This window comes from Streptomyces canus 299MFChir4.1 (assembly GCF_000383615.1).
GTDB lineage: Bacteria > Actinomycetota > Actinomycetes > Streptomycetales > Streptomycetaceae > Streptomyces > Streptomyces canus_C.
The window spans coordinates 485512-499335 of sequence record NZ_KB911585.1 but is presented as its reverse complement, the minus strand read 5'-3'; the positions used below and the strand labels follow the sequence as shown (position 1 = coordinate 499335).

Genomic DNA, 13824 nt, shown 5'->3' with positions numbered 1-13824 from the left:
CTTGTGAGGCTCACGTGAAGATTGAAGTGTGAAAAGTGTGAGATGTAACTGTGACCTTCGTCGCGTACGGGCCGCCGCCCGCGGTGAGAATCAGCGTTTGCCCTGCTGAGCGCGCCATGCCTCGTAGTGGTCGAGGACCGTCTCCTCGACCGGGCGGTAGACGAGGCCCAGTTCGTTCACGCTGCGGCTGTTGTCCACGCGGAAGCGGATGCCGAGGTGCTTGCGGATGTAGTCCTGGGTGAGCCCGAAGGCGGGGCCCAGGACGCGCACCGGCCAGTGGGGGAGCGCGGTGCGCGGGATGCGCAGGCCGCGGGGGTACCGGGTGCGGATGATGCGGGACATCTCGTGGAACGACGTCATCGTCTCCGCGGCCAGGATGTAACGCCCCTTCGCGTCGGGCTTCTCCGCCGCCGCGATGTGCGCGTCGGCCACGTCACGGACGTCGACCGTGGTGAAGCTGAAGTCCGGGGCGCCGTAGAAGAGGTAGCCCTTGAACAGCTCCTCCAGGAGGAAGAGGCTGCCGGACTCGGAGGCGGGCGCGAGCGAAGGGCCCAGGATCAGGCCGGGGTTGACGGAGACCATGCGCCAGCGGTCCTGAGCGGACTCCGCGTCCCAGGCGGCGCGCTCGGCGACCGTCTTGGCGTAGTGGTACGGGTTGTTCTCCACCGTACTGCTGGTGTTGAAGTACTCCTCGGACAGGACCTGCCCGGCCATGCCCCGCACGTCGGAGTAGTCGCCGAAGATCGCACCGACCGTGGAGGTGAACACCAGCCGCTCCACCGTCGGCGTGCGCTCGATGCCGGCCAGGACGTTGCGGGTGCCGGTCAGGGCCGGGTCGACCATGTCCTTCTGGCCGTCCTTGATCTTCTCCGGCATGAAGAAGGGCGAGGCCACATGGAAGACCACGCGGCAGCCCGCCATGGCCTCGTCGAAGGAGCGCTCCTTGAGGAGGTCCGCCTCGAACAGGGCGAGCCGGCCGGGGAATTGGTCCTGCATGTCCCGCAGCGGGCGCACCTTCGCCGGGTTCGTGAGACTGCGCACGGTGGCATGCACCTCGTAACCCCGCTCCAGCAGCCGCCGCACCAGATGGCTGCCGACGAAACCGCTGCCACCGGTCACCAGGACTCTGCCCATGCCCTCGCTCCTCCACGCAGGGGGTGATATTGAAGCACCGGAGGATCTTCGGCGGGAGGGTCATCCGGCACGGACGGCCGTCTCCCCTCACACAGGTCTCCGTAAGTGACGTCCTATGGTTCCGTGGCCTGCGGTTCCCGAAGCCGGGCTGGAAGCGATCTCGCGGAAGCGCCCCTACCTCACGCTGACGGTCAATTCCCGGGACCTCTACCAGGACGAACCCTCGCAGGACCACACCGTCCACGTTCACGCCCCCGAGACGGGAAAGGCGACCAGGTCGACCGTGTCCGTTGGCTCGCCGATCAAGTGGGTGGCAGGTTCACCGGCAGGGTGGAGCTGGCGCCGCTGTGACGGACCCTGCGGATCGGGTTATCTAAATGATCGGCCAAGCTACGGATCGCTTCTTCCGTATGTCAAGACATGGCTGGGAGTCTTCACAGAGGCTGTGCACGAGACTCTTTTGGAACGCTGGGGCGAAGACGGTGACGTGAGGTACCAGGGAGGCGCGGGTGTACGAGGACGGCGGCGACGGCCCGGGTGCGGCGGCGGCGCGGCTCACCGGCCGTACGGCTACGGAGGAGCGCGCGGTGTCCGGTGCGCTGGCCGAGGTGGCCCTCGACGACGGCCGGACGGTGATGGTGAAGCGCGCCGACAGCGCCGAGGAGGCCCGGGCGGAGGCGGCGGGACTGCGCTGGCTGGCCGAGGCCGGCACGGTCCGGGTGCCGACCGGGCACGGTCAGGACGGCCCCTGGCTGGTCACCGACCTGATCGCGAGGGGGCGGCCGAACCGGGAGGCGGCACTCGATCTGGGCCGGGCGCTGGCCGGACTGCACCTCGCCGGCGCGCCCGCCTTCGGTTCGGCACCGCCCGGCGGTCCCCGGGAGGCGTACATCGGGCGGGCGCCGATGCGCAACGTCGAGGGCGTCGAGTGGTCGCAGTGGTACGCCGAGCACCGGGTGCTGCCGTATCTGCGGCGCGCGGTGGACGACGGCACGATCACGCTCCCGGAGGCCGAGGTGATCGAACGGCTCTGCGCGCGGCTGCCCGGTCTCGCGGGCCCGGCCGAGCCCCCGGCCCGGCTGCACGGCGACCTGTGGAACGGCAACGTGCTGTGGGGCGCCGACGGCCACGCCTGGCTGATCGACCCGGCCGCGCACGGCGGCCATCGCGAGACCGACCTCGCGATGCTCCATCTCTTCGGCTGCCCCCACCTGGACGAGGTGCTGCGCGGCTACGAGAGCGCGGCGCCGCTCGCCGACGGCTGGTCCCACCGCATCGGGCTGCACCAGATGTTCCCGCTGCTGGTGCACGCCGTGCTGTTCGGGCGGGGGTACGCGGAACAGGCGCTCAGCACGGCGAAGGCGGCCCTGGAACGGTGAGTCCACCGGTCCGGGCCGCCTGCCGGGTGACGTCGACGACGAGGAGAGCGAAGGAACTGGAGCTCTAGGAAAGCCGGTTTTGAAACCGGTGAGAAGGAAGCTCCTTCATGGCCTCGTGCGGGACGTCGAGGGCGAGGAAAGCGGAAGGACTGGAGATCCAAGCCCCATGGGGGCTCATCGAGTTGAGAAGGAAGCCCTTCCATGGCCTCGCCACGCGCAACCGTAACAGTCACTCGGGGATCAGGTCGCGCAGATTTTCCGGGGTGATGACCACCGAGTCCGGGTGCAGCCCCTCGGGCCGCTCCAGACCGATGTAGGTCACGGGCACGTCCGGCACGGACTCGGCGTCCCAAGTCGCCACGTCCGTACCGCCGTTCGCCATCAGCGAGGTCAGATAGCCGACCGTGAGCTGTTCGCGCTCGACGATGCCGCGCACCAGCGTCGCCACCGACACCTGGTTGTCCTCCACGCGGTTGTACGCCGGCTGCCCCTTCAGGTAGAGGTGCAGCCACTTGGCGTGCCAACTCCCGTCCTGCGCACGCCGGAACGCCAGCGGCAGCGCAACCCGGCCGGGACCACGCAGCTCCGACTTCATCCGCACGGTACGCGCCTCGAAGGGCCGGCCCCGCTGTTCCCCCTCGCGCAGCATGAACCCGAAGAACGACTCCTCGGCCTCCTCGAACTTCTCCCCGGAGTAGATGTTGACCTGCGGCACGATGTACGTACCCCGCACCGCTCCGAGCCGCAGGTTGATGAACTCCGAGGCACCGTCCGGGGCGTTGGTGATGTCACCCGAGTGCTCGCCCTCCACCTCGCGGAGATTGGTGTACGACAGCCAGGACACCGTCTCGTAGTCCGCGTCCAGCAGCAGCGCCGACAGGTCGTAGTCGGTGACCCGCTGCGTCTGCTTCCAGTACACGAAGAAGCGCAGCAGCTCCCCGTCGACCGGCGAGACGGAGCCGCGGGGCAGCACCCCGAGCCCGGCCGAGGTCGCCCGCCCGCTGAGCGGAAGCGCCACGCCGAGGACGTCGGGGTCGACCAACAGCCGCTCCGGGGACGGGAGTCGTCGGCCGATCTCCGCGTCCAGCGCGGCGATCAGACGTTCCCGTTCCGCCTCCGGTACGACTCCACGCGTGTCGTCGGCGACGTGCGCTCGGCCGGCACGGTTGACGAACACCCGCTTGCGGCCCGTCTCCGCGGCCCGGTTCTGCAGGTACTCACGCACCGACAGGACGACCCGCCCGGAGACCTCGGGAGCGACCGCCTCGACGACGGCCACCACGGCGTTCCGCTCCTCCCGCGTGCGCGCGGTGCGCAGCAGCCGGTCCAGCGCACGGAACAGCCTGCCGGGCGCGGACTTGAGCAGTTCCGCCGCCCCGGTGACGTCGTCCGCGCCGAGCAGTGCCTCCAGGCGGCCCTCGAAGGTGTACGCCTTCTTCTCGCCCCGGGCCACGGCGAACACCTCGGCCGCGCGCGGCCACTGGGGGTACTCGTGCGGGTGCAGACGCTCACCGAGCCGCTTGAAGGCCTCGCGGTGCGCGAGGACGTCGGCGAGTTTGGCGGGAACCTCGGCGACGACTTCGTCCAGACCCGCGAGCAGGGCGCGGCGGACCGGCCGGGAGAGCTTCTGGAACCGGGTCGGCTCCTGAAGGCTCACGTCCCCGCCCGACAACGCGCAGGCCAGCCGCAGCACGTCGGTCACGGTGTCCAGCAGCAGGCTCGAACCCGCCTTCAGCCGGGCCTCGTTGACGACGGCGCGGTTCTCCCGCACCGGGATCGTCTCGGGCTGGGGACCGTCCGCGCAGTGCTCGGCGAGCACCTTGAGATCGGCCAGGTGCTCGTCCCCGAGCGGCGTGGTGCTGCCGGCCAGCGCCAGGTACAGGGCGCTGACCTCGTCCTGCAGGGAGGCGCCCAGGTGCAGGACGGTGAGCCGGTCGCCGACCGCGGCCGTCAGCTCGTCGTGCGCCGCCAGCATCTCGTCGTAGGTGTGCCGGTAGGTGCCGTACGACGGCAGCGTGAGCAGGTTGACCACGCCGTTGCGCAGCTGGGCGAGGACGCCGGAGCGGGCCTTGCCGTCCTCCAGGGCCTCGCGCACGCAGCGCATCCAGAACTCGAAGGTGTCCGGGACGTTGGCCGGGAAGTCCTTGAAGTAGACGTTGTGCCGCACATGGTCGCCGGCCATCTCACGGACGGTGGCGAGCGTGCGCACGGCGGTGTCGACGACCGTGCTCCCGGACAGCTCCGACAATGTCCTCAGCGCGTCCGCCGACAGCTTGAAGCCGACGGACATCAGCGCGGCGTCGAACTGCCGCGCCGCGACGTCGCCCTCACCGGCGGGGCCCGCGGGAGCGGGCAGCCGGAGGGCATGCCGAATGACCAGGGAATCGAGACGGTGGACCATGCCGGAATGGTCGCAGAGGTGTTCGACTCGGCGCACCGGAGTTTTCGGGGCCCTGGGGGTGGTTGGTGCGGGCCCAGGGGATTAGTCAGTGCGGGCCCCGGGCTGGTGCGGGCCCGGGGTCAGGACTCCTCGCCCTGCTTCTTCTCCTTGATGCGCGCCGCCTCCTTGCGGACCTCCGCCTGCGTGGCGCGCTCCTTCTCCAGCCACTCGGGACTCTCGTCCCGCAGCGCCTCGATCTGCTCGGTGGTGAGCGGCTCGGTGACCCCGCCGCGCGCGAGACCGGCGATGGAGACGCCCAGCCGGGCCGCGACGACCGGACGGGGGTGCGGGCCGGTGCGTCGCAGGTCCTGCAACCACTGGGGCGGGTTCGCCTGGAGCTCGTTCAGCTCGGCGCGCGTGACGACACCCTCCTGGAACTCTGCGGGGGTGGCGGGGAGGTACACACCCAGTTTCTTCGCCGCGGTCGCGGGCTTCATCGTCTGGGTGTTCTGGTGCGACGTCATGGAGTCCAGAGTATCGGCCGCGCACGAGGCCTCCGACCACAGTGGGTAACCTTGCCGCGTGACAGACTCGCCAGAACCCCCCTCCTTCCGGCTCGCGTACGTTCCCGGGGTGACGCCCGCCAAGTGGGTGCGGATCTGGACCGAGCGCTTCCCCGGCATCCGCCTGGAGCTCGTCCAGGTGGCTCCCGCGGAGGCCTCCGACGTGTTGCGCGACGGCGGTGCGGACGCCGGTCTGGTACGGCTGCCGGTCGACCGTACGGTGTTCAGCGCGATCCCCCTCTACGCCGAGACCTCGGTCGTCGTGGTCCCCAAGGACCACGTGATGACCGCGGTGGAGGAAGTGACCGTGGAGGACCTGGCGGACGAGGTCGTCGTCCACCCCCTCGACGACGTCATCGGCTGGGAACGGCCGCCCGGCGAACCGGCCTTCGAACGCCCGGCCACCACGGCGGACGCGATCGAGCTCGTGGCGGCGAATATCGGCGTCCTCGTCGTCCCCCAGTCCCTGGCCCGTCTCCACCACCGCCGCGACCTCACCTACCGCCCGCTCACCGACGCCCCACAGTCCGAGATCGCCCTGGCCTGGCGGGAGGACGCGACGACGGACATGGTCGAGGACTTCATCGGCATCGTCCGGGGGCGGACCGTCAACAGCTCGCGGGGCCGCACCAAGGCCGAGCCGGAGCGCGGCCAACGGCCCGAGAAGGGCGGCGGACGCAAGCCGGCGGGCGCCGGGAAGGGCACGGCGCGGGGAACTTCCGGCGCGGGCAAGGGGGTCCGTGGGGGGTCCGGCCGGTCCGGTGGGTCCGGCGGCTCCAAGGGCGCGGGGGCTCGACGGGGCAAGCCCAAGCGCAGGGGGTAGCGCCCGGAGCCCTCATGGCCGGCATACGCGGCGTGCCGGCTCAGCCGCTGGACCCGCCCGCGTCTTCGGAGTCGTCGGCGAACACACCGTCCGTTCCGAAAGCGATCCTCGCGAACCGTTCCCCCATCCGTCGATGCGTCGCCGCGTCCGGATGCAGGTCGTCCGGCAGCGGCGACTCCGCCGAGTCGTCCTCGCCGTACAGCTCGCGCCCGTCGAGGTAGTGCAGGTGCGGATCCTCGGCGGCCCGCTGCTTCACGATCCTGGCCAGTTCCTCCCGGATCACCTGAAGGGTCAGCTTCCCGCTCGCGCGTTCCGCCGGGTCACCCAGCGTCCTGAACCGCAGCCGGCCCTCACCGAGCTCACCCACGTCCGGGAAGCAGGGCCCCGGGGTGTCCTCGTGCATCGGGCACAGGATGGGCGACACGACCAGCAGGGGCGTGTCCGGTTGGCCCTCGCGGATCGTGTCGAGGAAGCCGTGGACGGCCGGACCGAAGGCGCGCAGCCGCATCAGGTCGTGGTTGACGATGTTGATGCCGATCTTGACGCTGATGAGGTCGGCGGGGGAGTCCCGCAGCGCCCGCGCGGTGAACGGGTCGAGGAGCGCGCTCCCGGCGAGACCCAGGTTGATCAGCTCCACACCGCCCAGTGTCGCGGCGACCGCGGGCCAGATGCCCGTCGGGCTCGCCGCGTCGGAGCCGTGGCTGATGGAGCTGCCGTGGTGCAGCCAGACGCGGCGGTCACCGTGGGGCGCGGGCTCGACGGGCGCGTCGGTGCGCAGGGCGATCAGCTCGATGGTCTCGTTGTGCGGCAGCCATATCTCGACGTCCTTGACCTCGCCGGACAGCCCGTCGAAACGGACGGTCCCGGGAGGTCCCGGCCGGAGCTCGGACGTCCCCGCGGTCATGTCGACGGTGATGACGTTGCCGTCGCGCACACTGCCCTGGCCGGCCGGGCGGCCGTCGACGACCAGGTCGTACATCCCGTCGGGCCGGGGCGGCGCACCGACGTAGGCCCGCTTGGTCGGCAGGGTGTCCAGCTCCACCGCGGTGGCCCGGGTGCGGAAGACCAGCCGTACGCCGGAGGGCTGGGACTCGGCCATGGCGAGCTGGTCGTCGGTGTTCTGGGCGCGTGCCCGGGCCGGCAGCCGGTGCGGCAGGACCCCGCGCTCGGTGTGCTCCACGTCGAGGGCGCCGCGCAGCAGGTCGGCGGTGACGGGGGTGGTGATCCAGTCGTGCATGTTCCTCAGCCTGTCGGGCGGTCAGGGGCGGGCCAGTTGCGCAACAGCGTGTCGAGGGCGTCCAGGATCCGTGTCCAGGACTCCCCGGAGTCGGGAGAGCTGTGGCTGAACCCGCCTGCCCCCTCCAGGCTCGCGTAGCCGTGGAAGGTGCTGCCCAGCAGCCGTACGGCATGGGTCTGATCGGGTTCCGGCAGGTCGTAGCCGCGCAGGATGGCGCGCATCATCTGCGCCAGCCGCAGGCCCGCGCTGGCGGCCGCGGTCTCGGGGTCGAGCCTCATCCGGGCGGCCGCGGCCCGGCCCGGGTGGGCGTGGGCGTAGTCGCGGTAGACGTTCGCGAAGGCGGTCAGGGCGTCCTTGCCGGCCCGTCCCGCGACCGCGTCGGCGGAGAGGTCGGCGAGCTCCTGCAGGGCGAACAGGGCGATCCGGGTCTTGAGGTCCTGGGAGTTCTTCACGTGCGAGTACAGGCTCGCGACCTTGACGTCGAACCGCCGGGCGAGCTCCGAGACGGTCACCTGCTCGAACCCCACCTCGTCGGCCAGCTCCGCGCCCGCCCGGACCAGCCGCTCCGTGCTCAGCCCTACCCGTGCCATAGCTGCCCTCTCGTTTGCCAATAGTCGATTATGCATTTGCCTAAAGCATTTAGGCAAACTAGCGTGACCTTATGGAACCGTTGACCGAACAAGAGATCCGTGCCGCCTTCGTGAACTGCACCAAGGGCGAGACGAAGCGGCTGCACGTGCCGCGGGACCTGGCGGAGCAGCCGTGGGAGGACCTGGACTACCTCGGCTGGCGCGATCCGCAGGCGCCCGACCGCGCCTACCTGGTGACCGTCCTGGACGGCCGCCCCACAGCCCTCGCGCTGCGCCGCTCGACCGCCGGGTCCTGGCAGGCGCGGCGCAGCATGTGCTCGATGTGCCTGACCACCCACTCGGGCGGGGTCTCCCTGATGGTCGCCCCGAGAGCGGGCAAGGCGGGGCAGCAGGGCAACTCGGTCGGGGCGTACATCTGCGACGACCTGGCCTGCTCGCTGTACGTGCGCGGGAAGAGGGACGCGGGCGCCGGCGCCCGGCTGCACGAGACGCTCACCCTGGACGAGAAGATCCGGCGGACGGTGACGAACCTCGCCGCCTTCGTCGCCAAGGTGACGGGCGGCGTGTGAGACGCCCGCACCCCGGCGACCCCGGCGGTCACTCCCGTACGGCAGTTGATCGAGGCTGTTGATCGATACGGCTGATCGATACAGCTGATCGACAGGGCGCAGCCGCCGGCCCCCTCCGTCGTGAAGGGCCCTGCCCGGTCTCCCCGGTGGCAGAATCGGGCCCGTGGACTGGGGGATCCTCGAGCGCGAGCCGGAGCTGGCGCGACTGGCCTCGGCCGCGCGGGAGGCGGCGGACGGGGCCGGATCCGTGGTGCTCGTCTCCGGCGAGGCCGGTATCGGCAAGTCCAGCCTGGTGAGGGCCCTTCCGGACCGTCTCCCGGAGAGTACGCGGATTCTCGTCGGCGAGTGCGACGACCTCGCCACCCGCAGGCCGCTGGGCCCCTTCCGTGACCTGATCGGCAGCGTCGGCGGTGAACTCGCCGGCGCCGTGACGGAGGGCGGTGACCGCCATCGCGTCCACGAGGCGCTGCTCGAAGAACTACGCGGAGCGGTACTCGTCGTCGAGGACGTCCACTGGGCCGACGAGGCCTCCCTGGACGCCCTGCGCTTCCTGGTCCGGCGGACGGAACGCCTGCCCACCCTCCTCGTCCTGACCTACCGCGACGACGAGTTGAGCCGTGAGCATCCGCTGCGGCAGCTGCTGGGCCAGGTGTCCCGCGCGCCCCGCGTGCACCGGCTGCCCCTGGCCCGCCTCTCCCTGGACGCCGTCCGCACCCTCAGCGCCGGCCGTGTCGACCCCGCCCAGGTCTACGCCGTCACGAACGGCAACCCCTTCTTCGTCGCCGAGATCGTCGCCGCAGGCGGCACCGGGAAAGTGCCCCCGACCGTCGTCGACGCCGTGCTCGCCCGGCTGCGCGGACTGCCCGGCGCCACCGTGGACGCGCTTGAGCAGTTGGCCGTCGTTCCCTCGGCCGTCGAACGCCCGCTGGTCGACGCGCTGCTCACGGACGGGGCGTCCGCCATGGCCGCGCAGGAGCGAGGCGATCCGCCCGCTGCCGGGGAGTCCCCGTCGGCGACGGACCGGCGCGGCCCGCTCACCGACGGCGTGGCCGTTCTGGCGGCCGCGGAGCAGCGTGGTCTGCTCGCCGTCACCCCTGAACGGGTGGCGTTCCGGCACGAGTTGATCCGCCGGGCGGTGGCCGACTCCCTGCCCGCCGCCCGCCGTATCGGCCTCAACCGCGCCGTCCTCGCGGCACTCGTCGCCCGCCCCGGATCCGACGCCGCCCGGATCGTCCACCACGCGGCCCAGGCCGGCGATCAGGACGCCGTCGCCCGCTACGGCCCCGACGCGGCGAGGGACGCCTCCGCCACCGGCGCCCACCGCGAGGCCGCCGCCCAACTCCGCCTCGTGCTGCGCGAACGGCACCGCTACGCCCCCGCCGAACTCGCCGACCTGCTCGAACGCTACGCCGTCGAGACCTACACCATCGCCGACTCGGCCGCCGCCGTCGCCGCCCAGCGCGAGGCCGTCGCCCTGCGCCGCGCCCTCGGTGACACCCTCGCCCTCGGTGCCGACCTGCGCTGGCTGTCCCGTATCCACTGGTGGGCCGGCAACGCCGACCAGGCCCAGGAGGCCGCCAGAGAGGCCGTGACCGTCCTTGAACACGCGGGCGACGACCGGCTGCTGGCGCTCGCCGTCAGCAACACCGCGCAACTGCGCATGCTGTCCGAGCGCTACGCCGAGGCCGTCGAACACGGGGAGCGCGCCATCGTCCTGGCCCGCAAGGCCGACGACCCCGCGATCCTCGCGCACGCCCTGAACAACGTCGGCACCGCCCGCTGGCGCTCAGGAGACCCCGGCGGACGGGAGCAGTTGGAGGAGAGTCTCGACGTGGCGCTCGCCGCCGGCGAGGTCGAGCACGCCTGCCGCTCCTACGCCAACATCATCTGGACCCTGCTCGACAACCTCCGGTACGACGAGGCCGACGCGTACCTGCCTCCGGCGATGGAACTCGCCGACCGGGCCGAGCACCTGGGCTTCCTCAACTACCTCCATGTCGAACTCGCCATGCGCAGGCTCGCCGCCGCCGACTGGGCCGACGCCGAGCGGCACGCCGAGTACGGCATGCACGACTTCGTCCCGGCCCGCTGCCCCGCCCTGACCGTCCTCGCCCGGGTCCGCATCCGCCGCGGCCGCCCCGGCGCCGACGCACTCCTCACCGAGGCCTGGGACATCGCCGTAGGGACCAAGGAGCTGCAGCGCACCGGGCCGGTGGCGGTGGCACGGGCGGAGTCGGCCTGGCTGCGCGGGGACGCGCAGGCCGTCGTGGCGGCGGCCGCGCCCGTGCACGCCCAGGCGAGCCGGCTGCCCGGCGCCCCCTACCGGTCCGAACTCGGCTACTGGCTCACCAAAGCGGGCCACCCGGTCCCACCGGACGACTCGGACCATCCGTACGCGTTGCAGGCGCGCGGGCGGTGGCGCCGGGCCGCCGCGCTCTGGCGGGCCGCGGGCTGTCCTTACGAACACGCCGCCGCGCTCGCCGAGAGCCCCGACCCGGCCGACAAGTTGGAGGCCCTCGCCGTCTTCGACAGCCTCGGCGCCGAACCGGCGGCCCGCATGCTCCGCGCCGAGCTGCGACGGCTCGGCGTACGGCACATCCCGCGCGGCCCCCTCGCCGCGACCCGGGAGAACCCTGCGGGCCTCACCGACCGCCAGCTCCAGGTCATACGGCTGCTCGCCGAAGGGCTCACCAACGCGGAGATCGCCGCCCGGCTCGTCGTGTCGGTCCGCACGATCGACAACCACGTGCGGGCCGTGCTCGACAAACTCGACGCCCCGGGCCGCCGCCAGGCCGCCCAGCGCGCGGCCGAGCTCGGCCTGCTGCCCGACGACTCCCCGAGCTAGGTATCCCGAGGCGCCGAGCTGGGTGACGGTCACGGATGTCCGGCATAGTGCGACGCGAGTAAAATGAGCGAATCGACCCGATTTGGAACGGGGGATCTCATGTCCAGCACCGCCGCCCAGGCCGCACGGAGTGAACTGACCGGATTCACGGGGGAGTTGATCGGACCCGAAGACGACGGCTACGAGGAGGCCCGTACCGTCTACAACGCGATGATCGACCGGCGCCCCGCACTCGTCGCCCGCTGTGCCGACACCGACGCGGTGGCCCGCACCATCGCCTTCGCCCGCGCCCACGGCCTGCCGCTCGCCGTGCGGGGCGGCGGACACCACGGCGCCGGGCTCGGCACCGTCGACGGGGGAGTGGTCGCCGACCTCTCACCGCTGAAGGACATCCAGGTGGATCCGGCGGCCCGCACCGTCAGGGTCGGCGGCGGCTGTGTCTGGGGTGAGGTGGACCGCGCCACCAACGCACACGGCCTGGCCACGCCCAGCGGGATCATCTCCACGACCGGCGTCGGCGGCATCGCCACCGGCGGCGGACTCGGCCACCTCACCCGCAGCTGCGGGCTGACCATCGACAACCTGCTGGAGGCCGACGTCGTCCTCGCCGACGGGAGCAGCGTGCGGGCGAGCGCCGACGAGAACAGCGACCTGTTCTGGGCGATCCGGGGAGGCGGCGGCAACTTCGGCGTCGTCACCTCGTTCGTCTTCCGGCTCCACGAGATCAGTACGGTGATCGCCGGACCGACCTTCTGGCCCGTCGAGGACAGCGCCGAAGTCCTCGCAGCGTACCGGGAGTTCATTCTCGGCGCGCCCCGCGAACTGAGCGGCTTCTTCCTGTACGGCACCGTCCCGCCGGCCCCGCCGTTCCCCGAGGAGATCCAGCTGCGCAAGACGGCGGGCGTGGTCTGGTGCTGGACCGGCGACGACACCGAGGCCGCCGCCCGCGAGATGGCCCCGCTGCTCGACGCCCTGCCCGCGCCGTTGCTGCACGCGCCCATGGTCATGCAGCACCCCGACCTCCAGGCCATGTTCGACGGGCTCTACCCGCCCGGCGACCAGTGGTACTGGCGGGCCGACTTCGTCGAGACCATTCCCGACGAGGCGGTGGAGCAGCACGCCAAGTACGGCGCCGAGGTGCCGACCGTCCAGTCGACCATGCACCTCTACCCGATCGACGGCGCCGCCCACGACGTGGGCCAGGACGAGACCCCCTGGGCCTACCGCCACGCCAACTGGGCCTCCGTCTTCGCCGGCGTCGACCCGGACCCGGCCAACGCGGAGCTGGTCAAGCGGTGGACCGTCGACTACTTCGACGCCCTGCACCCGTACTCGGCGGGCGGCGCCTACGTCAACATGATGATGGACGAGGGCCAGGAACGCGTCCGGGCCAGCTACCGCGGCAACTACGACCGGCTGGCCCGTATCAAGGCCGACCGGGACCCGGACAACGTGTTCCGCCTGAACCAGAACATCCAGCCGGCACCGAGGCCGACGCACGGGTCGCGGCCGTAGGACAGCAGCGGAACCGGGGGCGAATGCCGGTCCTCAACTCCGGTTCCGCGCCAGTCAGGCGCGGCGGCCACGCCCGGCGCGAGTTCGCCAAGGGCGACCTCGCACCTCCACGAACGTGCGCACCTCGGGGCACACCGCCGAGCCCGCTCAACTCCGGGCCGTGCGCCCGACCGACTCCACCAGAGGCAGCAACCGGTACGCGACCCGCTCCCGCAGCGCCACCTCGGTGCGCGTCCGCACCACTCCCGGCAGGCTGATCACCTTCTGGATCACGTCTTCCAGATGCGCGTTGTCCCGCGCCACGACCCGCGTCAGCAGATCCCCGCCACCCGCGATCGAGAACGCCTCGACGATCTCCGGCACGGCGGCCAGCGCGTCCCCCACGTCGTCGAGCCGCCCCTGGGTCACCTCGATGTGCACGAACGCCAGCACCGGATGACCGAGCGCGGCGGGCGACAGCGAGGGCCCGGTCCCGGTGATCACGCCGTCCCGCTCCAGCCGGTCGAGGCGCGCCTGCAAGGTGCCCCGCGCGACCCCGAGGATCCGCGCGTACTCCCGCACGCTTGTCCGCGGCCGCTCCAGCAGCAGCCGCAGGATGCGGGTGTCGAGCTCGTCCACGGCCACGGCGTACGACCTCCTCGTGCCTGGTCCTTTGGCCCGCCGATGGACGTACCAGGACCGCTTTCCCTGTACCAATGGACCAGCATATGCGGCCCCGCTTGAGCCGACAGCGGCAAGGATGCTGCAATGTGCCCGTCGATGGCGCTGCGGACCCCGCGGCGCCTTTTC

11 protein-coding genes are annotated in these 13824 nt (G+C 71.7%); 5 read left to right on the top strand and 6 right to left on the bottom strand.

Going from position 1 to position 13824, the window contains the following annotated elements; translation table 11 throughout:
- Positions 1 to 90: 90 nt before the first annotated feature.
- A complete protein-coding gene (locus tag H293_RS0113160) occupies positions 91 to 1134 on the bottom strand; it encodes an NAD-dependent epimerase/dehydratase family protein (protein WP_020118354.1) in 1044 nt (347 codons plus the stop codon).
- 509 nt (positions 1135 to 1643) lie between these two features.
- Between H293_RS0113160 and H293_RS0113155 the strand changes: the two genes are divergently transcribed.
- Complete coding sequence (locus H293_RS0113155; protein ID WP_020118353.1) at positions 1644 to 2513, top strand: fructosamine kinase family protein; 870 nt, start codon at positions 1644 to 1646, stop codon at positions 2511 to 2513.
- 229 nt (positions 2514 to 2742) lie between these two features.
- On the opposite strand, the gene H293_RS0113150 is transcribed toward H293_RS0113155, so the two are convergent.
- Positions 2743 to 4914 (bottom strand): TerD family protein, encoded by a 2172-nt coding sequence (locus H293_RS0113150; protein WP_020118352.1) that lies wholly within the window; start codon positions 4912 to 4914, stop codon positions 2743 to 2745.
- 119 nt (positions 4915 to 5033) lie between these two features.
- Positions 5034 to 5417, bottom strand: coding sequence for a DUF5997 family protein (locus H293_RS0113145; RefSeq protein WP_020118351.1), 384 nt, complete (start codon positions 5415 to 5417; stop codon positions 5034 to 5036).
- A 58-nt stretch (positions 5418 to 5475) separates the two neighbouring features.
- On the opposite strand from H293_RS0113145, the gene H293_RS0113140 reads away from it, so the two are divergent.
- Complete coding sequence (locus tag H293_RS0113140; protein ID WP_028807807.1) at positions 5476 to 6279, top strand: LysR family substrate-binding domain-containing protein; 804 nt, start codon at positions 5476 to 5478, stop codon at positions 6277 to 6279.
- 40 nt (positions 6280 to 6319) lie between these two features.
- On the opposite strand, the gene H293_RS0113135 is transcribed toward H293_RS0113140, so the two are convergent.
- On the bottom strand, positions 6320 to 7516 hold the full coding sequence (locus H293_RS0113135) for a GDSL-type esterase/lipase family protein (protein ID WP_020118349.1): 1197 nt from the start codon (positions 7514 to 7516) through the stop codon (positions 6320 to 6322).
- Positions 7517 to 7521: 5 nt separating this feature from the next.
- Positions 7522 to 8106 carry a TetR/AcrR family transcriptional regulator gene (locus H293_RS0113130; RefSeq protein ID WP_020118348.1) on the bottom strand — a complete coding sequence of 195 codons (585 nt, stop codon included), beginning with the start codon at positions 8104 to 8106 and terminating at the stop codon, positions 7522 to 7524.
- Between the two features lie 71 nt (positions 8107 to 8177).
- On the opposite strand from H293_RS0113130, the gene H293_RS0113125 reads away from it, so the two are divergent.
- The 3 genes from H293_RS0113125 to H293_RS0113115 all read left to right on the top strand — a co-directional run bounded on the left by H293_RS0113125 (position 8178) and on the right by H293_RS0113115 (position 13035).
- Entirely contained in the window at positions 8178 to 8675 is a 498-nt protein-coding gene (locus tag H293_RS0113125) for an FBP domain-containing protein (RefSeq protein ID WP_028807806.1), read from the top strand.
- Between the two features lie 163 nt (positions 8676 to 8838).
- Positions 8839 to 11520 (top strand): ATP-binding protein, encoded by a 2682-nt coding sequence (locus tag H293_RS0113120; protein WP_020118346.1) that lies wholly within the window; start codon positions 8839 to 8841, stop codon positions 11518 to 11520.
- A 99-nt stretch (positions 11521 to 11619) separates the two neighbouring features.
- A complete protein-coding gene (locus tag H293_RS0113115; protein ID WP_020118345.1) occupies positions 11620 to 13035 on the top strand; it encodes an FAD-binding oxidoreductase in 1416 nt (471 codons plus the stop codon).
- Between the two features lie 147 nt (positions 13036 to 13182).
- Here H293_RS0113115 and H293_RS0113110 read toward each other — a convergent pair whose 3' ends face one another.
- On the bottom strand, positions 13183 to 13659 hold the full coding sequence (locus H293_RS0113110) for an Lrp/AsnC family transcriptional regulator (RefSeq protein ID WP_020118344.1): 477 nt from the start codon (positions 13657 to 13659) through the stop codon (positions 13183 to 13185).
- Between the last annotated feature and the right edge of the window lie 165 nt (positions 13660 to 13824).

Coding starts and splice junctions, on each gene's coding strand:
- H293_RS0113160 (WP_020118354.1), bottom strand. CDS start 1,134: ATGGGCAGAGTCCTGGTGACCGGTGGCAGCGGTTTCGTCGGCAGCCAT.
- H293_RS0113150 (WP_020118352.1), bottom strand. CDS start 4,914: ATGGTCCACCGTCTCGATTCCCTGGTCATTCGGCATGCCCTCCGGCTG.
- H293_RS0113145 (WP_020118351.1), bottom strand. CDS start 5,417: ATGACGTCGCACCAGAACACCCAGACGATGAAGCCCGCGACCGCGGCG.
- H293_RS0113135 (WP_020118349.1), bottom strand. CDS start 7,516: ATGCACGACTGGATCACCACCCCCGTCACCGCCGACCTGCTGCGCGGC.
- H293_RS0113130 (WP_020118348.1), bottom strand. CDS start 8,106: ATGGCACGGGTAGGGCTGAGCACGGAGCGGCTGGTCCGGGCGGGCGCG.
- H293_RS0113125 (WP_028807806.1), top strand. CDS start 8,178: ATGGAACCGTTGACCGAACAAGAGATCCGTGCCGCCTTCGTGAACTGC.
- H293_RS0113115 (WP_020118345.1), top strand. CDS start 11,620: ATGTCCAGCACCGCCGCCCAGGCCGCACGGAGTGAACTGACCGGATTC.